General features: G+C 66.1%; 16 protein-coding genes. 4 read left to right on the top strand and 12 right to left on the bottom strand.

Annotation, left to right across the window (positions count from 1 at the left end; translation table 11 throughout):
- Positions 1 to 3: 3 nt before the first annotated feature.
- The 3 genes from coxB to J7I85_RS20970 all read right to left on the bottom strand — a co-directional run bounded on the left by coxB (position 4) and on the right by J7I85_RS20970 (position 3,040).
- Complete coding sequence (gene coxB / locus J7I85_RS20980) at positions 4 to 876, bottom strand: cytochrome c oxidase subunit II (RefSeq protein WP_214856889.1); 873 nt, start codon at positions 874 to 876, stop codon at positions 4 to 6.
- 184 nt (positions 877 to 1,060) lie between these two features.
- The gene (locus J7I85_RS20975; protein ID WP_102974537.1) at positions 1,061 to 1,450 is read right to left on the bottom strand and encodes an iron-sulfur cluster assembly accessory protein; all 390 of its coding nucleotides are present in this window, start codon (positions 1,448 to 1,450) and stop codon (positions 1,061 to 1,063) included.
- A gap of 159 nt (positions 1,451 to 1,609) precedes the next feature.
- Positions 1,610 to 3,040, bottom strand: a complete 1,431-nt coding sequence (locus tag J7I85_RS20970) for a dipeptidase (protein WP_214856888.1) — start codon at positions 3,038 to 3,040, stop codon at positions 1,610 to 1,612.
- A 129-nt stretch (positions 3,041 to 3,169) separates the two neighbouring features.
- Between J7I85_RS20970 and J7I85_RS20965 the strand changes: the two genes are divergently transcribed.
- Positions 3,170 to 3,760: a DUF3043 domain-containing protein gene (locus J7I85_RS20965; protein ID WP_214856887.1), complete on the top strand. Its 591-nt coding sequence runs from the start codon at positions 3,170 to 3,172 to the stop codon at positions 3,758 to 3,760.
- Between the two features lie 105 nt (positions 3,761 to 3,865).
- Here the strand turns inward: J7I85_RS20965 and J7I85_RS20960 are convergent, their stop codons facing one another.
- The gene (locus J7I85_RS20960; protein ID WP_214856886.1) at positions 3,866 to 4,930 is read right to left on the bottom strand and encodes a quinone-dependent dihydroorotate dehydrogenase; all 1,065 of its coding nucleotides are present in this window, start codon (positions 4,928 to 4,930) and stop codon (positions 3,866 to 3,868) included.
- A gap of 81 nt (positions 4,931 to 5,011) precedes the next feature.
- Here J7I85_RS20960 and J7I85_RS20955 point away from each other — a divergent pair, with 81 nt between their 5' ends.
- Positions 5,012 to 5,983 (top strand): alpha/beta hydrolase, encoded by a 972-nt coding sequence (locus J7I85_RS20955; protein WP_214856885.1) that lies wholly within the window; start codon positions 5,012 to 5,014, stop codon positions 5,981 to 5,983.
- Positions 5,984 to 6,007: 24 nt separating this feature from the next.
- On the opposite strand, the gene J7I85_RS20950 is transcribed toward J7I85_RS20955, so the two are convergent.
- Genes J7I85_RS20950 through leuA form a run of 3 tightly spaced genes read right to left on the bottom strand, consistent with a single transcriptional unit; the run spans position 6,008 to position 9,394 of the window.
- Positions 6,008 to 6,829: an isoprenyl transferase gene (locus tag J7I85_RS20950; RefSeq protein ID WP_214856884.1), complete on the bottom strand. Its 822-nt coding sequence runs from the start codon at positions 6,827 to 6,829 to the stop codon at positions 6,008 to 6,010.
- Positions 6,830 to 6,831: 2 nt separating this feature from the next.
- Positions 6,832 to 7,596 (bottom strand): DNA repair protein RecO, encoded by a 765-nt coding sequence (gene recO, locus J7I85_RS20945; protein WP_214856883.1) that lies wholly within the window; start codon positions 7,594 to 7,596, stop codon positions 6,832 to 6,834.
- A gap of 58 nt (positions 7,597 to 7,654) precedes the next feature.
- Complete coding sequence (gene leuA / locus J7I85_RS20940; RefSeq protein WP_214856882.1) at positions 7,655 to 9,394, bottom strand: 2-isopropylmalate synthase; 1,740 nt, start codon at positions 9,392 to 9,394, stop codon at positions 7,655 to 7,657.
- A gap of 251 nt (positions 9,395 to 9,645) precedes the next feature.
- Between leuA and J7I85_RS20935 the strand changes: the two genes are divergently transcribed.
- Positions 9,646 to 11,598 carry a M13-type metalloendopeptidase gene (locus J7I85_RS20935; protein WP_214856881.1) on the top strand — a complete coding sequence of 651 codons (1,953 nt, stop codon included), beginning with the start codon at positions 9,646 to 9,648 and terminating at the stop codon, positions 11,596 to 11,598.
- A gap of 84 nt (positions 11,599 to 11,682) precedes the next feature.
- On the opposite strand, the gene J7I85_RS20930 is transcribed toward J7I85_RS20935, so the two are convergent.
- The 5 genes from J7I85_RS20930 to J7I85_RS20910 all read right to left on the bottom strand — a co-directional run bounded on the left by J7I85_RS20930 (position 11,683) and on the right by J7I85_RS20910 (position 17,219).
- Complete coding sequence (locus J7I85_RS20930) at positions 11,683 to 13,263, bottom strand: LCP family protein (protein ID WP_214856880.1); 1,581 nt, start codon at positions 13,261 to 13,263, stop codon at positions 11,683 to 11,685.
- Positions 13,264 to 13,390: 127 nt separating this feature from the next.
- Positions 13,391 to 14,350, bottom strand: a complete 960-nt coding sequence (era, locus tag J7I85_RS20925; protein ID WP_214856879.1) for a GTPase Era — start codon at positions 14,348 to 14,350, stop codon at positions 13,391 to 13,393.
- The gene (locus J7I85_RS20920) at positions 14,334 to 15,665 is read right to left on the bottom strand and encodes a hemolysin family protein (protein WP_214856872.1); all 1,332 of its coding nucleotides are present in this window, start codon (positions 15,663 to 15,665) and stop codon (positions 14,334 to 14,336) included. The genes era and J7I85_RS20920 overlap by 17 nt, the downstream gene beginning before the upstream one ends.
- The gene (gene ybeY, locus J7I85_RS20915; protein ID WP_214856870.1) at positions 15,662 to 16,135 is read right to left on the bottom strand and encodes an rRNA maturation RNase YbeY; all 474 of its coding nucleotides are present in this window, start codon (positions 16,133 to 16,135) and stop codon (positions 15,662 to 15,664) included. Before ybeY ends, J7I85_RS20920 begins: the two co-directional genes overlap by 4 nt.
- Positions 16,119 to 17,219: a PhoH family protein gene (locus J7I85_RS20910; protein ID WP_214856862.1), complete on the bottom strand. Its 1,101-nt coding sequence runs from the start codon at positions 17,217 to 17,219 to the stop codon at positions 16,119 to 16,121. Before J7I85_RS20910 ends, ybeY begins: the two co-directional genes overlap by 17 nt.
- Before the next feature lie 343 nt (positions 17,220 to 17,562).
- On the opposite strand from J7I85_RS20910, the gene J7I85_RS20905 reads away from it, so the two are divergent.
- Positions 17,563 to 18,480, top strand: a complete 918-nt coding sequence (locus J7I85_RS20905; RefSeq protein ID WP_214856916.1) for a GerMN domain-containing protein — start codon at positions 17,563 to 17,565, stop codon at positions 18,478 to 18,480.
- Positions 18,481 to 18,503 lie beyond the last annotated feature (23 nt).

Raw genomic sequence — 18,503 nt, 5'->3', positions numbered from 1 at the left:
CCCTTACTTCGTTACGTTCAGGTTCGGGTTGCGGTCATACTCTTCGCCGAGCAGGCCCGTGTTGCCGTCCTGGCGCAGCTGATTCATGTGAGCCTGGAATTCGGACTCGGAAACAACCTTGACGCGGAACAGCATTTCGGAGTGGTACTCACCGCAGAGCTCGGCGCACTTGCCGTCGTAGGTGCCCTCTTTGGTAGGGGTGAACCGGATGTAGTTGGTCTTGCCCGGGATCATGTCCCTCTTCTGCAGAAATGCAGGAACCCAGAAGGAGTGGATGACGTCGCGCGAGTTCAGTTCCAGGTCAACGGACTTGTCGACGGGCAGGTACAGCGTGGGGAGCTTCTCCTTGTCCACTTCCTCACCCGTCAAGTGCGCCTGGACGCCGGCTTCGTGGACGTCCTCGGTGATGACGTCGCCCTTTTTGTAGTTGAAGTCCCATGCCCACTGCTTGCCGCGGACGTCCACTACGACGTCGGCCGGCTGCGAGCGGTCATCGATCGCCTGCTGGTCACGGTCGGTGAAGTAGAAGAACACCAGGACCATGAAGAGCGGGATCGTCAGGTAGAAGACCTCAAGGGGCAGGTTGAAGCTGGTCTGCCGTGGGAAACCCACGGTGCCCTTGCGGCGGCGGTAGGCCACGAGGCACCAGACGATCAGGCCCCACGTGATGATGCCCACCACGAGGGCGGCAATCCATGAGTTGACCCAGAGGTCCATGATGCGGTCAGTGTGATTGGTGGTGCCACGCTCGGTGGGCAGCCACCCCTTCTCTACCTCTGGCGAACATCCAGTCAAAACCAACGCGCCGGCAGTTGCCAAGCCAGTGATCGTAGTGATCGTTTTGCGTCGGCTGCCGGTTCGGTTCTGCGAACTCACAGACGGCCCTTCCTACTTGTTGCTGTTGCCAGGGCGGCAAAAAGCTTCCCGGGCACACTAAAAGTTTTACTACTCGGTGTAGAGCTTACCGCTCCCCGCAGGTTTTCGCCCACACGTCCCCACCGTGTGGCGGCGCCGGTTTTCACCGGCGCCGCCAAGAGGTTCAGGAAGGGCCACTGACCCTTTAGTGGAACGAATCACCGCAGGCGCATGAGCCGCCCGCATTCGGGTTGTCGATGGTGAAGCCCTGCTTGGAGATGGTGTCCTCAAAGTCGATGCTGGCACCGCTGAGGTACGGCACGCTCATCTTGTCGACGACGACCTCGACACCGTCGTAGTCGCGTACCGCGTCACCTTCGAGGAGGCGCTCGTCGAAGTACAGCTGGTAAATGAGGCCGGAGCAGCCGCCGGGCTGCACGGCTACGCGGAGGCGAAGATCGGTGCGTCCTTCCTGCTCCAGGAGGCTGCGGACCTTGCCTGCTGCAACGTCCGTCAGCTGAACCTCGTGGCTCGCCAGTTCGTCACTGGCAGTGCCGGTGGATTCGGTGCTGTTTTCATTGGTCGTAGTGCTCATTGGCCTACCTTACTAACGACGGTTGTGGCTGCCCCGCTTGCACGGTGCCTGCCCCTACGGAAACAGTACGGGCTATAGCTACATGCTACGTCGATCCGGCGCGGAGCTCTAACTTCAGGCGTAACCCTCACAGGCCCTGCGTTGTTCCCGGCCAGCCGCTTAGCGGAGGCCTTCCGCGTTCAGCCGCGCCAGCAGCAGGGCCTCGGCGACCACCGCGTTGCGGAAGTCCCCCAGGTGCAATGACTCGTTGGCTGAATGGGCGCGCGAATCAGGGTCCTCCACGCCCGTCACCAGGATCTGGACCTCGGGGTACAGCTCGGTCAGGTCACTGATGAACGGAATCGAACCGCCGATCCCCATTTCCACGGCCGGAACGCCCCAGGCTTCGCCAAGCGCCCACATAGCGAGGCCGGCAGCGGACGAACCTGTGTCCGTCTGGAAGGCGTTGCCGCTCTCCCCCGGCGTGAAGGTCACCCTGGCGCCGAACGGTGCGTGGGTTTCCACGTGCCGGCGCACGGCTTCCATGGCTTCCGCCGGGTCCTGTCCGGGGGCCAGCCGCAGGCTGAACTTGGCCCGGGCGCGGGGCAGCAGGGTGTTGGAGGCAACGCTGACGGCCGGCGCGTCGAACCCGATAATTGACAGGGCCGGCTTGGTCCACAGCCGGGATGCGATGGTTCCCGTGCCGGCCAGCTCAACGCCGTCGAGCACTGAAGCGTCCGCCCGGTACTCCTCTTCGGTCAAATCAACGCCGGTTTCATCCCGGCTCACCAGACCCTCAATGGCCACGCTGCCCTGGTCATCGTGCAGCGTCGCGATGAGGCGCGAGAGCAGCGTAGGGGCATCCAGCACGGCACCGCCGAACATTCCCGAATGCACGGCATGGTCAAGGACCTGCACCTCGATGGTTCCGTCGACCAGCCCCCGCAGGCTCGTGGTGAGTGCCGGCACGCCCACCTTCCAGTTGCTGGAGTCGGCCACCACAATGACGTCGGCACGGAGCAGTTCGCGGTGGGCTTCCAGGAACGTCCTGAAGGTCGGCGAACCGGCTTCCTCCTCACCTTCGAAGAACAGTGTCACGCCAAGCCCGAATTCATCGCCGAGCACGCGGGTAACGGCGCCGTAGGCGGCGACGTGGGCCATGATCCCGGCCTTGTCGTCGGCCGCGCCGCGCCCGTAGAGGCGGCCGTTGCGTTCGACGGCGGTAAACGGCTCGGACTCCCACAGTGCCGGATCACCGGGCGGCTGAACGTCGTGGTGGGCGTAAAGAAGAATGGTTGGTTTGCCGGGCTCGGCGTCGCGGCGCGCCACCACGGCAGGCCCGCCGGGGGTGCCGTCTTCCTTGTCGCACCGCAGAATCCGCACATTCCCGATGCCCGCCGCGCGCACCAGGTTGGCGACGGCCTCGGCACCGGCGTCCAGCGGGGCGGGGTCAAAGCTGGGCCACGCGATGCCGGGGATGGCCACCAGGTCCTTCAGTTGTGCAACGGTGGCGTCGAAGTCCGCCTCAAAGGCGGCCCGCAGGGCGTCCGTGTCGACGCCGGCCACGGAGTCGCCGTACTGTTGCGGGGTCGCCGCGGGGAATGAAGTCATGGCCAAACACTACCCGTGTCACACACCACAACAAACATCGCCGCCAGCGGGTGCCGGATGCCCCGGCATAGCGTTCCGGGGGCAGCCGGGCATGACCAGGGGCACAGCCCGCCAAGGTATTCTGTTGTGGTGTTCGGACGTAAAAAGGAAGCGCCAGCGGCGCAGGATGTAGTTGACCAGCAGGCTGCCGAGGCAGCCGCACTAGCGGGCAAAGGCGCGCCCACGCCCAAGCGCAAAGCACAGGAAGCGGCCCGCAAGCGCCCCCTCGTGCCGGAGGACCGGAAGGCCTCCAAGGAAGCGGAGCGTGCTGCCGCCCAGGAGCAGCGCCTGAAGGTGCGCCAGGCACTGGATACCGGCGACGAAAGGTTCCTGCCGATCCGCGACAAGGGCCCGCAGAAGCGGTATGCCCGGGATTACGTGGACGCCCGCTTCAGCCTGGGCGAGTACCTCATGTTCGGCGCCCTGGTGTTCGTCATCATCTCCCTCGTCGTGCCGTCCAACAGCGACATGATGATTTATGTGCTGGGCGGCTTCTGGGTAATGTTCCTGGCAGTATTCGTGGACGTGTTCATCCTGTCCCGCAAGCTCCGCAAGCACCTCGCCGAAAAGTTTGGCGAGGTTGAGCGCGGCACCGTCTGGTACGGCTCCATGCGTTCGCTGCAGTTCCGCAAGCTTCGCCTGCCCAAGCCCCTGGTCCGCCGCGGGCAGTACCCGTCCTGATTCCTCGTTTTCCTCCTGCGGCACAGGCCGCCAGAGGACGGTCCCGGACCTAAAACACAGCAGCCCGGCGGTGATACCGCCGGGCTGCTGTCTTTAACGTGCGAACTAGCGGTTCCTGGCCAGTTCCCTGTTGATCCGGGCGGCCCAGAACGGCCCCTCGTACAGGAAGGCCGTGTATCCCTGGACCAGGGTGGCGCCGGCGTCCAGTCGGTCCTGGACGTCCGTGGCGGTCTCCACGCCGCCCACGGAAATCAGCACCAGCCGGTCCTGGGTGACCGACTTCAGCCGGCGCAGCACCTCCAGCGAACGGCTTTTCAGCGGAGCACCGGACAGACCGCCGGCACCACAGGCCTCCACCTTGTCCGCTGCAGAATCGAGCCCATCGCGGCCGATGGTGGTGTTCGTGGCAATGATGCCGTCCAGGCCCAGGTCCATCGCCAGCCGGGCGACGTCGTCGATGTCCTCGTCGGTGAGGTCAGGGGCGATCTTGACCAGCAGCGGGACATGCCGGCCTGCGGACTTGTCCGCCTCCTCCCCTACTGCCTTCAGCAGCGGCCGGAGCGTCTCCACGTTCTGCAGAAGCCGGAGCCCCGGCGTGTTCGGCGAGCTGACGTTCACCACGAGGTAGTCCGCCGCCGGGGCGAGGCCGCGGGCACTGATGAGGTAGTCCTCCACAGCGTCCTCGAGCTCCACGATCTTGGTCTTGCCGATGTTGACGCCGATCACGGGCCGCACCTTGGCATGGCGCCGCTGCAGCGCAGCCCGGGCAGACTTCAGCCGCGGAGCCACGGCAGAAGCGCCGTCGTTGTTGAACCCCATCCGGTTGATGACGGCCCGGTCCTCAGTCAGCCGGAACAGCCGGGGCTGTTCGTTGCCGGGCTGGGCCTGGCCGGTGATGGTACCCACCTCGACGTGGCCGAATCCGAGCTCCGTCAGGGCCTCGATTCCGTGGCCCTCCTTGTCGAAGCCGGCGGCCAGTCCGAACGGCGATGGAAAGGTCAGGCCGAGCGCATTCGTCTGCAGGGACGCCGGCGGTGCCGTAAACCGTTCCAGCAGCCGACCCGCTCCCACGGAATGGACCAGCCGGATTCCCTTGAAACCGATCTTGTGGGCGCGTTCGGCGTCCATCCATGAAAAGGCCAGCCTGAAAAATGTGGGGTATACGCGCATGCCTCTAGTTTTCCGTCTTCGGCGGTACAGACCAAACCGGGCTGCCACCCGGGCCGGGACTGCAAAGCCTACGCTGGTGCCATGGAGTGGCAGAGCGACATCCTGGGGCCGGGCTTCGAGTCCTGCGCCTTCGAAGCCGCGGGCGGGGACGGCGTCCGCCGCCGGGCCACCCTGGTCCGCTTCACTCCACCGGACGCCCCGGACGTCCGTATCGCCGGACCACGCCGGGCAGTGCTCTTCCTGCATGGCTGGAGCGACTACTTCTTCAACATTGAGCTGGCGCGGTTCTGGGACGCGCACGGCTTCGAATTCTTTGCCCTGGACATGCACAACCACGGCCGCAGCCTTCAGCCGGGCACCCATGGCGGCTACGTCGCAGATCTGGGACACTACGACGCCGAGATCGGCACCGCAGCCGGCATGATCGCCGAGTCCGGCGGCGCGGGCCCGCTGCAGCTCGCGCTCATGGGGCATTCCACGGGCGGCCTCGTGGCAGCCCTGTGGGCCAGCCGCAACGCCGGCTCGGTTTCCCACCTGGTCCTGAACAGTCCCTGGCTCGAAATGCACGGCAGCGCCCTGGTCCGCCGTGCGGCCTGGACCATGGTGGAGCCGATCGCCCGCCTGCGGCCGGAGGCGGTGCTCAGGCTGCCGGAGCGCGGCTTCTACTGGCGGAGCATCAGCAGTTCCGCCGAAGGCGAATGGACTCTGGACGCCGCCTACCGGCCGCCCCTGGCCTTTCCGGTGCGCGCGGCCTGGCTCAGTGCCATCCTGGCTGGGCAGGCCAAGGTGGCACGCGGCCTCGGCATAGAGGTACCCATTCTGGTCTTACTGTCGGCGGCAAGCGAGAACGGCATGGTGTGGAACGAGGAAATGCGCCGCACGGACGCGGTGCTGGACGTCAACACTATTGCAGCCCGTGCCGTGTCGCTGGGCAGTAGCGTCACCGTGGAGCGCGTCGATGGCGCCCTTCACGACGTGTTCCTTTCCCGCGCCGACGTGCGGGCCGACGCCTACCGGCGCCTGGCCAAATGGATCAGGGGCTACGCCGCGTAATCCGGGTGCAGGGTGGTGCAGTACTTAGAGGGCCTGGGCTGCGTCCACTGCCCCGCCGTACCGGCGGTCCCGCTGGGCGTAGATCTCCACGGCATCCCAGAGGGTCCGGCGGTCGACGTCGGGCCACAGGGTGTCGAGGAAGACGAACTCCGCGTACGCCGACTGCCACAGCATGAAGTTGGAGAGGCGCTGTTCACCGGAACTGCGGAGGAAGAGGTCGACGTCGGGAAGGTCCGGCTCGTCGAGGTACTTTTGGATCGTCTTCTCGGTGATGGCCCCGGGCTTGAGCCTGCCGTCGGCCACGTCCCGGGCAATGGCGGACACTGCGTCCGCGATTTCCGCCCTGCCTCCGTAGTTCACGCACATGGTCAGCGTGCAGGTGCTGTTCCCAGCGGTGTACGCCTCCGCCTCCTCGAGTTCGCGGATCACCGAGCCCCAGAGCCGGGGACGCCTGCCGGACCAGCGGATCCGCACGCCCCACTCGTCCAGCTGGTTGCGCTGCCTGCGCAGCACCTCCTTGTTGAACCCCATCAGGAAGCGGACTTCCTCGGGAGACCGGCGCCAGTTCTCCGTGGAGAAGGCGTACACGCTGACGTACTCGATGCCGAGTTCAATGGCACCGGCCACGACGTCCAGCAGTGCCGGCTCCCCCGCCTTGTGGCCCTCGATGCGCGGCAGGCCGCGCTGGTTGGCCCACCTGCCGTTGCCGTCCATCACGATGGCCACGTGCCGGGGCACGAACTCGGCCGGAATCGACGGCGGAACCGCCCCCGAGTGGTGCGGGTTTGGGGCCACCACCGGAGCGGTGCGGCGCCGGGCAGGACTGGTCTTCTTTCCCAAGGACACTGTTAGGTACGCTCCACATGTTTGAGGGATTTCAGGACACGCTCCAGGTGCCACTGCAGATAGCTTGCCACCAGACCCGCGGATTCCCGGCGGTGCAGCGGAAGTGAGGCATCCGCCGTCCGCCAGTCCCCGGTGAGCAGCGCACCCAACAGGGAAACCGTTTCCGGCGCCGGCGCCGGTGACCCCGGCGGGCGGCAGTCGCCGCAGACCATGCCGCCCAGCGGGGCGGAGAAGGCGGTGTGCGGTCCGGGCGCGCCGCAGCGCGCGCAGTCCGTGAAGCTGGGCGCCCAGCCGCCGGTTGAAAGGGCCCGCAGCAGGTAGGAATCCAGGATCAGCTCCGAGGCGTGCTCGCCGCGGCTTAACGAGGCCAGGGCACCGACCAGCAGGTTGTACTGGGCCGTCCCGGCTTCACCGTCGACGTCGGTCAGCTTTTCGGCGGTTTCGGTCATGGCCGCGGCCACCGTGTAACGGCCGTAGTCGGCGGCGATGTTGCCCCCGTACGCCCCTTTCGCGACGGCCTGCGTCACGATGTCGAGGGTCTTGCCGGACACGAGCTGCAGGTCTGCCACCATGAAGGGCTCCAGGCGTGCGCCGAAGCGGCTGGTAGTCCGCCGGATCCCCCTGGCCACCGCCCTGACCTGGCCGTGGTGCTTGGTCAGCAGGGTGATGATGCGGTCCGCCTCACCCAGCTTGTGGGTGCGCAACACCACGGCGTCGTCGCGGTAGCTGCGCGCTGCAAATGATTGGACCACGCTTAATCTTCCCATTGACTCCCGGAACCAGCTGCGCCGCCGGTGTGTACCGGCGGCGCAGCTGTCAGGAAGCTCAGGCCTGGGCGTCCCGGATGGCCCGGTTCACGGCGGAAATGACTGCCTTCAGCGCAGACGTGCTGGTGTTGGCATCGATGCCGACGCCCCACAGGACGCGCTCCCCCACGGCGCATTCAACGTAGGCCGCGGCGAGGGCACTGCCGCCCTCAGACAGGGCGTGCTCGCTGTAGTCCAGGACCCGCACATCCACGCCGTCCTGGCCGAGGATGTCCAGCAACGCGGCGATGGGGCCGTTGCCGGTGCCGGTGCGGCTGACGTGGGTGCCGTCGACACCCAGCGAGGCGTGCAGGGTCATGGAGCCGTCCTCGTCGGTTTCGGTTTTCACCGAACCGAGCGAGTACCGGCCCCACTGGCTTTCCGCCTTGGCGGAGGGCAGGTACTCGTCCTGGAACAGCTGCCACAGCTGGGCACCGCTGACCTCGCCGCCCACGGTGTCCGTGCGCCGCTGGATGACGCCGGAGAACTCGATCTGTGCCCGCCGCGGCAGGTCCAGGCTGTGCTCGTTCTTCAGCAGGTAGGCCACGCCGCCCTTGCCGGACTGGGAGTTGACACGGATCACGGCCTCGTAGCTGCGGCCGAGGTCCTTCGGGTCCACGGGCAGGTAGGGCACCTGCCAGGTGACGTCGCTGACGTCCTTGCCTGCAGCTGCCGCATCCTTCTCCAGGGCTTCGAGGCCCTTCTTGATGGCGTCCTGGTGGGACCCGGAGAACGCGGTGAAGACGAGGTCACCGCCGTAGGGCGCACGCTCCGCCACAGGCAGCTGGTTGCAGTACTCCACGGTGCGCCGGACGTCGTCGATGTCGGAGAAGTCGATCATCGGGTCAACGCCCTGCACGAACATGTTCAGGCCGAGGGTCACCAGGTCCACGTTGCCGGTCCGCTCACCGTTACCGAACAGGCAGCCCTCGATGCGGTCGGCGCCGGCCTGGTAGCCCAGCTCGGCGGCGGCCACACCGGTGCCGCGGTCGTTGTGCGGGTGCAGGGAGAGGATGATGCCTTCGCGCGGGTGCAGGTGGCGGCTCATCCACTCGATGGAGTCCGCGTAGATGTTCGGGGTTGCCATCTCCACCGTGGCGGGCAGGTTGATGATCACCTGGCGGTCGGCGGACGCCTCAAAGACGTCGGCGACGGCGTTGCAGACGCGGACCGCGTACTCCAGCTCGGTGCCCGTGAAGGACTCCGGCGAGTACTCGTAGGTGATGTGGGTGTCGCCCAGCGTTTCTTCGTACTTCTTGCAGAGGCGGGCGCCCTGCAGGGCGATGTCCAGGATGCCGTCCTCGTCCTGGTTGAACACCACGCGGCGCTGCAGGACGGACGTGGAGTTGTACAGGTGCACGATGGCCTGCTTGGCACCCACCAGCGACTCGTAAGTCCGCTCGATGAGGTGTTCGCGGGCCTGGGTCAGCACCTGGATGGTGACGTCATCCGGGATGTGGTTGCCCTCGATCAGCTGCCGGACGAAGTCGAAGTCGGTCTGGGACGCGGAGGGGAAGCCGACCTCGATCTCCTTGTAGCCCATCCGGACCAGCAGGTCGAACATCTTCATCTTGCGGGCCGGGCTCATGGGGTCGATCAGTGCCTGGTTGCCGTCCCGCAGGTCAACTGCGCACCAGCGCGGAGCCGTGGTGATGATCTTGTCCGGCCAGGTGCGGTCCGGCAGATCGACTTTGATCTGGTCTTGGAAGGGGACGTAGCGGTGGATCGGCATTCCCGAGGGCTTCTGTGCGTTTCGCATTAATCTGGCCTTTTCTGTGATTCCTGAGTGAAAGGTTGGCCGGGCAACACAGACTCCGCGACGAGGGTGGGCCTTGCGCTAGATCGCGTCTGAGGCCTCGCCGCGGCAGCTAAGAAGAAGGAGTTCTGCACGCACCATTTCACAGTAACACGGGTGCGTAAGATGAAGGAGCAACACCTCCAGCAACGTCCACCATGCAGACGCTGCACCGGTGAGAGCGCCGGCCGCAGCCCGTCATCAAAGGAGCTCCTGTGCCAATTTCGGGGATCGCCCTGTCAAACATCGACCGCAGCGTGAGGCCGCAGGACGACCTCTACCAGCATGTGAACGGCGCCTGGCTGAAGGACACCACCATCCCCGACGACCGCGCGCTGGAAGGCACATTCACAGCCCTGCGTGACGGCTCCGAGCTGGCAGTTCGGGAAATCATCGAGGAAGCCGCGGCCAAGGGGTCCGGGGCCAGCGGCATCGAGCGGAAGATCGGCGACCTCTACAGCAGCTTCATGGATGAGGCAGCCGTGGAGGCCAGGGGCCTGGACCCCATCCGCGGACGCCTGGCCGAGGTCTTCGCCACGGCGAGCATTTCCGAGCTGCTGGCACTGGCCGGCCGGCTCTTCCGTTCCGATGTGTCGGGACTTTTCTACATCTACCCGGCACCGGATGCCGGCAACCCCGACCGTGTTCTGCTGTACACGGGGCAGGGCGGCCTCGGGCTCCCCGACGAGTCCTATTACCGGGAGGAAAAATTCGCCCCGGTGGTGCAGTCCTACCGGGATTACGTGGGCACCATGTTCGGCCTGGCCGGCGTGGCCGATCCCGAAGATGCCGCGGCCCGGGTGGTGGCACTGGAGACCGCCCTCGCCTCGCACCACTGGGACAACGTCACGCTCCGCGACCCGCAGAAGACCTACAACCTGAAGTCGGCCGACGAGGCACGCGAGCTGTTCCCCCTGCTGGACACATGGTTTGACGCCGCGGACATCGCCCCGGAGAAGCGGCAGGAGATTGTGGTCAGCACCCCTGACTTCTTTGCCGGCGCCGCGGCACTGCTGGCCTCGGAGTCACTGCCGGTGTGGCAGGAATGGCTTGCCCTGCGGGTCATCAACTCGGCGGCCCCCTACCTGTCGTCCGCCTTCGTGGACACGAACTTCGCCTTCTACGGCACCACCATCAGCGGCACCCCCCGGAACAAGGACCGCTGGAAACGGGGCGTCGCCGTCGTCGAGGCGGCACTGGGCGAGGCCGTCGGCCAGATCTATGTGGCCCGGCATTTTCCGGAGGGCCACAAGGCCCGCATGCAGACCCTCGTGGGGAACCTGATCGAGGCCTACCGGGAGAGCATCAGCGGGCTGGAATGGATGGGCGAGGACACCAAGGCCGAGGCGCTCCGGAAACTGGGGGCGTTCCGGGCGAAGATCGGTTTCCCCGACGAGTGGATCGACTACACGGCAGTGGTGATCGACCCCGCCGACCTGCTGGGGAACGTCGAACGGGCCCACAACGCCGACGTCGACCGCCACCTTGACGAGGTGGGCAAGCCAGTGGACCTCAACAAGTGGCTCATGACGCCGCAGACCGTCAACGCGTATTACCATCCGATGCTGAATGAGGTCGTTTTCCCGGCGGCCATCCTCCAGCCGCCGTTCTTCACCGCCGACGCCGACGATGCGGTGAACTACGGCGGCATCGGGGCCGTGATCGGGCACGAGATCGGCCACGGCTTCGATGACCAGGGCTCGCAGTTCGACGGCACGGGCGAGCTGCGCAACTGGTGGACCGAGGACGACCGCAAGGCCTTCGAAGCCCTGACCGGCCGCCTCGTGGACCAGTTCGACGCGCTGTCCCCGTACGCCGCGCCCGGCCATAACGTCAACGGCAAGCTCACGCTGGGCGAAAACATCGGCGACCTGGGCGGGCTCACCATTGCGCACAAGGCCTACCGCCTCAGCCTTGACGGCCAGGAACCGGCAGTGCTCGACGGGCTGACGGGTGAACAGCGGTTCTTCGCTTCCTGGGCGGCCGGCTGGCGCCAAGTGATCCGCACCGAGGAGGCCATCCGGCGGCTGGCCACTGACCCGCACTCCCCCAACGAGTTCCGCACCAACGCAATCGCCAAGAACCTGGACTCCTTCCACGCCGCGTTCGGCGTCACGGAGGAGGACGGGATGTGGATGCCCCCGGCGGAGCGCGTCAGCATCTGGTGAATGCAGAAATGCCGGGCTGCCCCCGTTCGGGGCGGCCCGGCATTTTCTTTGGAACAAAACCGCAGACAGCTACTGCACTATCAGCTACTGCACGATCAGCTCGGGGTTTGCCTGCTGGCAGACGGTGTCGCTGGCTGTCTGGTTGACGATGTCCTTAGGCACGGTGGTCTTGCCGAACTTCGTTCCGGACGGGAAGTCGGAACCCAGGTACAGCTGCACGCCCGCAACGCCGGACGACGGCGCCACCTGGGCGGCCGGAATACCGAACAGTGCCGCCACATCGGCGGCGACGTCCGCGAACTCAGGCCCGTAGTACACCATGGTTTTTGCCGTGGTGTCGGCCTCCAGCTGACCCACCTGGGTGAAGCCGCCGGCCACAACGGCGTCAACGATTTCCTGGGTCCGCGTGGGCGAGCCGCTTCCGTTTGCCACGGTGATGGGCTGCAGCGTCTTGTCATACGGCGCCGCCGGCGCGGTGGGCTTAGGCGTGGCCGACGGTGTGGAGCTCGCCGAAGGCTTGGGCGTCGCCGACGGCGAGGGGGTTTCCTTCCCGTCCGGGTCCGTCAGGTCGACGTCCTTCCGCAGCGCGGCGAACAGCTGTGAGGCGGCCGGCTGCGCGGCTTCGAGCCGGTTGGGATCGCTGGTGGCAGGGACCGTCGGCAGCGCAACGAATGCGACCTTGCCGACGTCGATCGTCTTCAGCCGGTTGCCGATAGTGACCATCGACGGCACGGAGGCGAGCCCGTCGTCGACGGTGAGGTTCTTGGTGATGACGTCGGCGATGTTCAGCAGGCTCGCCGGGTTGGACAGGGTGCCGTCGTCCTTGATCTTCCGGGTCAGCGAGGACAGGAAGCCCTGCTGGGCCTTGATGCGGCCGAGGTCGCCGCCGTCGCCGAAGGCGTGGCGGGTGCGGAGGAAAGCGAGGGCCTGTTCGCCCTGCACCTGCGAGGTGCCCTTTGGCAGCTTCAGCCGCGAGTCGGGGTCATAGACGGCGTCGCTGATGCACACCTCGACGCCGCCCACGGCGTTCGACAGTTCCTTGACGGCGTTGAAGTCGGCCATCATGAAGTGGTCAATCTCCATGCCGGTCAGCTTGTTGACGGTGTCCACGGCGCAGCCGATGCCGGCCTCTTTCATGGCCTCGTTAATCATGATGCCGCTGCGGGCCGGGTACTGTTTGCCGGTCTTCTGGTCGGTGCACTTGGGGATGTCCACCAGCACGTCGCGGGGGAAGCTGATGACGTTGACCCGCTTGTTGTCCTCCGAGATGTCCATGAGCATCATGACGTCGGAGTTGCCGTAGCCGGTGGAATCCTCGGAGCTGCCGTAGTTCGAGTTCTTGCCGTCGCGGGTGTCGGAGCCCAGGATCAGGATCTGCAGCCTGCCGGTGGCGTCGTCCGTGGCGTCGGTGCGGCTGCTTCCGGCGCCGAGTGCTGCCGTGGAGATGTTGGACTGCAGCCTGAAGTACCAGTAGCCGGCAAACGCCAGGCCGCCGGCCAGGACCACGGCGACGACGGCGGTGGTCACCTTGAGCCACGTGGGCATGTGGCGGACATTCAGGTGCCGGGCAGCGCCCAGCCGGGCATCCTCGGCATGCCGGGCAGCTGGCTCGGAACGGGCGGGTGTGCCCGGTCCTTGGGCGCGGTTGTCGCGGCGTCGCACCACAGGGTGTACCTTCCTCGAAAAAATGGGATCCGGCCTATTTTAGTTGCCGTTTCTGGGAAAACGCCGGACATCAGGCGTTCACGGCCCGGCGCGCACGCGCCGGCCCGGGTATTCAGGCGTCAGCGGGTCAGAACCCGAGTTTCACCAACTGCTTGGGGTCGCGCTGCCAGTCCTTGGCCACCTTGACGTGCAGGTCGAGGTAAACGCGGGTGCCCAGGAGCGCCTCGATGCCTTTCCGGGCGTTGGTGCCGACCTCCCGCAGGCGGCTTCCGCCCTTGCCGATAATGATCGCCTTCTGCGACGGGCGCTCCACGTAGAGGTTGACGCGGACGTCAAGGAGCGGGTTGTCCTCGGCCCGGCCCTCGCGGGGAACGATCTCCTCGACCACCACGGCCAGTGAGTGCGGCAGCTCGTCGCGCACACCCTCCAGCGCAGCCTCGCGAACGAGTTCGGCCACCATGACCGCCTCCGGCTCATCGGTCAGCTCGCCGTCCGGATAGAGCGGCGGCGACGGCGGCATGTGGCTGATCAGGACGTCCGCCACCGTGCCCACCTGGAACCCGTCGGCGGCCGAGACCGGAACGATGTCCTTCCAGCCGTCCTCGCCCAGCACTTCCCTGCCGAGCTCGGCGACGGCCAGCAGCTGCTCCGTCAGGGCCTGCCGGTCCACCAGGTCGGTCTTGGTGACGAGGGCAATCACCGGCTTGCGCCCCACGGCAGCGAGCTGGGCGGCGATGAACTTGTCACCGGGGCCGATCTTCTCGTTGGCAGGGATGCAGAACCCGATCGCGTCCACCTCGGAGAGCGTGTCGGCAACGAGGTCGTTAAGACGCTTGCCCAGCAGTGTGCGGGGCCGGTGCAGGCCGGGGGTGTCCACGAGGATCAGCTGGGCGTCCTCGCGGTGGACGATTCCGCGGATGGTGTGCCGCGTGGTCTGCGGCTTGGCGGACGTGATGGCCACCTTCTTGCCCACCAGCGCGTTGGTGAGGGTGGACTTGCCGGCGTTGGGCCGGCCCACCAGCACCGAGAATCCGGCATGGTACCCGCCGAACGGTTCGCCGCCGTCGGCCTTATTCTGCTTGCTCACGTGGAACTCCCTGTTGCATTGATTCGGCCTCGTCGAGAAGTTCTTCAAGGTCAGTGTGTTCTTTCGGCGCAGCGGCCGCAATGATGTGGCTGACGCGGTTCCGGCGGCCCTCGAGCCGCTCGGCGCGCAGCGAAACGCCGTCGATATCCACGGCGCTGCCCACGATCGGGACCCGGCCGAGGGCCTTGGCCAGCAGGCCGCCCACGGTGTCCACCTCGTCGTCGTCCAGTTCGATGCCGAACAGCTCGCCGAGGTCGTCGATCCCCATCCGGGAGCTCACCCGGTACGTGCCGTCGCCGAGGTCGACGACGGCGGCGCTTTCCGAATCGTATTCATCCACGATTTCGCCGACGAGCTCTTCGATGAGGTCTTCCAGCGTCACCAGCCCGGCCGTCCCGCCGTACTCGTCGATGACGATGGCCACGTGCGTGGATTCCTTCTGGAGTTCCCGCAGGAGGTCGCTCACCGGCTTCGAATCCGGCACGTAGCGGACCTCGCGGGCCAGCACGTCCACCACGGGCGGTTCGGCCTCCGGATCCATGCCGTGAATCGCGGCGGCCACATCCTTGAGGTAGATGATGCCCAGGATCTGGTCGGTGTTTTCGCCGATGACGGGGATCCTGGAATACCCCGACCGCAGGAACAGTGCCATCGCGCTGTGCAGGCTTGAACCGGCGTCGACGGTCAGGATGTCCGTCCGCGGCACCATGACGGCGCGGACCAGGGTGTCGCCGAACTCGAAGACGGACTGGATGAGTTCTGCCTCGTTGTCCTCGATCATGTCCGACTCGGTGGCCCGGTCTACCAGTTCGCGGAACTCCTCCTCGCTGAAGTAGGAGTCGTCACCGTTGGGCGACCCCGGGGCCACGGCACTGCCCAGCCGGACCAGCCACGCGGGGATCGGTCCCAGTATCCAGGCCAGGAACCGGACCAGCGACGCCGAATACTGCGCCACGGCGGCGGGATGCGAGCGGCCCAGCTGGCGCGGCGAGACGCCCACCAGCACAAACCCGAGGACCGCCATGATGCCCGTCGCGGCCAGGCCGGCCAGCCAGACGTCGTCCAGCACGCTGTAGAGGAGTACAGCCACGGCCACTGCGGAGGCCGTCTCGAACCAGATCCGCCAAAAACGCAGGGCACGCATGTGCGTCATCGGCTGATCCAGGATCCGCCGCAACGCCGGCCCCCGACTCCCCTGCACCGCCTGCTCGGCGTCGTGGCGCGGAAGAAAGCTGAACGCCGCCTCGGCAGCCGTCAGCAGCGCTGCGGCACCGAGAAACGCCAGCGCCATGCAGACAAGGAGCAGGGAGGTCACTGGGTGGTCTCGGCCGGTGCTTCTTTGCCGGTGAATGCCGTCAGCAGTTCGCGCTGCAGGCCGAACATTTCTGCCTTCTCCTCAGGTTCGGCATGGTCATAGCCGAGCAGGTGGAGGATTCCGTGCGTGGTCAGCAGCAGCATCTCGTCCTGCGTGGAGTGCCCGGCGCTGCGGGCCTGGACCTCCGCCACCTGAGGGCAGATCGCGATGTCGCCAAGCATCCCCTGCGGGGTGGGCTTGTCCGGGGTTCCCGGGGTCAGCTCATCCATGGGGACCGAGAGCACGTCGGTGGCTCCCGGCTCATCCATGAGCTCGATGTGCAGCTTCTCCATGGCCGGCTCGTCCACCAGCAGGATGGACAGTTCCGCCTGCGGATGGATGTAGAGCTGCTCGAAGATGAAGCGTGCCAATGCCACCAGCCGGGGTTCGTCCACCTGGATGCCGGATTCGTTGTTAACTTCGATGCTCATGCGTGCTCTCCCGTCGTTCCCGGGGAACGGAATGCTTGACCCGGTTGCGTTGTGCTTCGTCCCAGATGCCGTAGGCGTTGACGATGTCCCCCACCAGGCGGTGGCGGACGACGTCGGCGGCGTCCAGAACGGAGAAGCTGACGTCGTCGATTCCGGTAAGGATCTCCTCGACGATGCGCAGGCCGGAGCGGGTTCCGAACGGAAGGTCCACCTGCGTGACGTCGCCGGTGACCACCATCTTGGAGCCGAAGCCGAGGCGGGTGAGGAACATCTTCATCTGTTCCGGCGTGGTGTTCTGTGCCTCGTCGAGGATGATGAAGGCGTCGTTCAGCGTCCGGCCCCTCATGTAGGCCAGCGGAGCGACTTCGATGGTTCCGGCCGCCATCAGCCGGGGAATGGACTCGGGGTCCATCATGTCGTGCAGCGCGTCGTACAGCGGGCGCAGGTACGGGTCGATCTTGTCGCTGAGCGTGCCGGGGAGGAAACCCAGCCGTTCGCCCGCTTCAACGGCGGGACGGGTGAGGATGATCCGGCTGACTTCCTTCTGCTGCAGGGCCTGCACCGCCTTGGCCACCGCCAAGTAGGTCTTGCCGGTACCGGCGGGACCGATCCCGAAGATCACCGTGTTCGCGTCGATGGCGTCCACGTAGTTCTTCTGGTTCAGTGTCTTGGGCCGGATGGTCTTGCCGCGGCTGGACAGAATCTCGTGGGTCAGCACCTCGACCGGGTTCTGCAGGGACTGGCTGCGGAGCAGCGAAACCAGTTGCTGGAGGACTGCGGGCGTAATCACGGTGCCGCGGGCCACGAGCCCCCGGACCTCGTGGAGCAGGCGCATGATCCGCGGAACATCGGCCGCGGGTCCGTTGATGGAGAGTTCGTTGCCGCGGACGTGGAAACTGACGGCCGGGAACTGGTCCTCGATGAAGCGGAGGGCCTCGTCGTGGCTGCCCAGCGACTGCACCATCTGATCAGAGTTATCGAAGATGACCACCTCCGTCCGGACACCGGGGAGACTATGGGGGAATTCGCCCGTGGTGCGGTCCCCCGTATTGAGGCGGCGCTTTCCGTTTGCTGATTCAGTCATGGTGACGGCCTGGGGCCTTAAGTTCCCTCCAGTTCGGAAAATAACTCGTTTGTGTCTTTACATCTTACGCCAGCGCTCGCCCCTGCCTGCCGTCCGGGAAGGTCACGGCGACCGCAATTCTGTAACGCGTTCCCGCAATTAGATCTCAACTTTGTATCGGCCTCATATCGTTCCCGTTGCAGTTCGGCCGCCTGCCCCGAAAGGCACGATGTGCCCCAAAGTCTCGTGTAATGCTGGAAAAGGAGCCCGCCGGCAACGGTCGGGCGTGCCCGCAAGCAACTGCTCATTCGAAGGGATCGCCAGCATCAGTCAGCCAGGAACTCCGGGCCGGAAAGCACCGCGGATTCGCTCCGCACTGCTGTCCGCGCTGCTTCCGGCTGCCCTGCTGCTCTCCGGATGCATTGCCGATCCCGATCCTGCGGTGACATCCGCCAACTCTCCGACCTCCTCGTCGCGCCGGGCCGCCGGCACGGACGGCGTTCCCACTACCAGCGCGCCGCTGGAAACGACGCAGTCCTCGAACAAGGCGCCCGTTTACTGGATCGGGCGAAGCAACAGCAACGTCTTCCTCTACCGCGAGTTCCGCGACGTGCCGGACGACGAGAACCCGATCACACGGGCCCTGCGGGCCATGATGTCGGAGACGCCGCTGGATCCGGACTTCTTCACGCCGTGGCAGAATCCCAAGAACCTGGCGACGTCGATCTCGGGCACCAATGTCATTACCGTGGACGTTTCCGCGGATGCCTTCAACAGCAACCTCGACGCAGACATGGCCCAGCGGGCCATCCAGCAGCTGGTCTACACTGCGACAGCCGCCGGGGCCAGCTCGGGCCTGATCGACTCCGGCCAGCAAATCGAGGTGGTGATCCTGGTGGACGGGCACACCGATTACCTGGCGTTCAAGCACGTGAAGCTCGGTGCCCCCACGTCACGCAGCGCCGGAATGGTTGCACCGGTGTGGATCATCGATCCGCAACAAGGCACCGAAGTCGGCGACGGACGGGTCAAGATCGCCGGACGAAGCACCGTCCCCAACGGCAAACTCCACTGGCGCATCCTCAAGGTCCAGGACAACGGCGACAAGGAAAGCTATCTGACCGGGGAAGTCATGGCCGCAGCGGATCCCGCCGCCTCCGGGATCTTCGGCATCACGGTCAACCTCGGGCCCGGCAACTACGAGGTGCGCGTCTCCCAGATCGGCCCGGGTAAGCCCGAGGACGAACTCAACGTGGACTCACGGGGGTTCACGGTTCGCTAGCGGTCCCGTAAGCGACGCGTTGG

Origin of the sequence: Arthrobacter sp. ISL-65 (assembly GCF_018613795.1) — a bacterium.
In the GTDB taxonomy this organism is placed as follows: Bacteria; Actinomycetota; Actinomycetes; order Actinomycetales; family Micrococcaceae; genus Arthrobacter.
This window is presented reverse-complemented; position numbering and strand designations above follow the sequence as displayed.

Excerpts from the sequence above, each read along its gene's own strand:
- leuA (WP_214856882.1), bottom strand. The coding sequence starts at position 9,394 with ATGCGAAACGCACAGAAGCCCTCGGGAATGCCGATCCACCGCTACGTC.
- J7I85_RS20910 (WP_214856862.1), bottom strand. The coding sequence starts at position 17,219 with ATGACTGAATCAGCAAACGGAAAGCGCCGCCTCAATACGGGGGACCGC.
- J7I85_RS20970 (WP_214856888.1), bottom strand. The coding sequence starts at position 3,040 with ATGACTTCATTCCCCGCGGCGACCCCGCAACAGTACGGCGACTCCGTG.
- J7I85_RS20960 (WP_214856886.1), bottom strand. The coding sequence starts at position 4,930 with ATGCGCGTATACCCCACATTTTTCAGGCTGGCCTTTTCATGGATGGAC.
- recO (WP_214856883.1), bottom strand. The coding sequence starts at position 7,596 with ATGGGAAGATTAAGCGTGGTCCAATCATTTGCAGCGCGCAGCTACCGC.
- J7I85_RS20975 (WP_102974537.1), bottom strand. The coding sequence starts at position 1,450 with ATGAGCACTACGACCAATGAAAACAGCACCGAATCCACCGGCACTGCC.
- J7I85_RS20955 (WP_214856885.1), top strand. The coding sequence starts at position 5,012 with ATGGAGTGGCAGAGCGACATCCTGGGGCCGGGCTTCGAGTCCTGCGCC.
- ybeY (WP_214856870.1), bottom strand. The coding sequence starts at position 16,135 with ATGAGCATCGAAGTTAACAACGAATCCGGCATCCAGGTGGACGAACCC.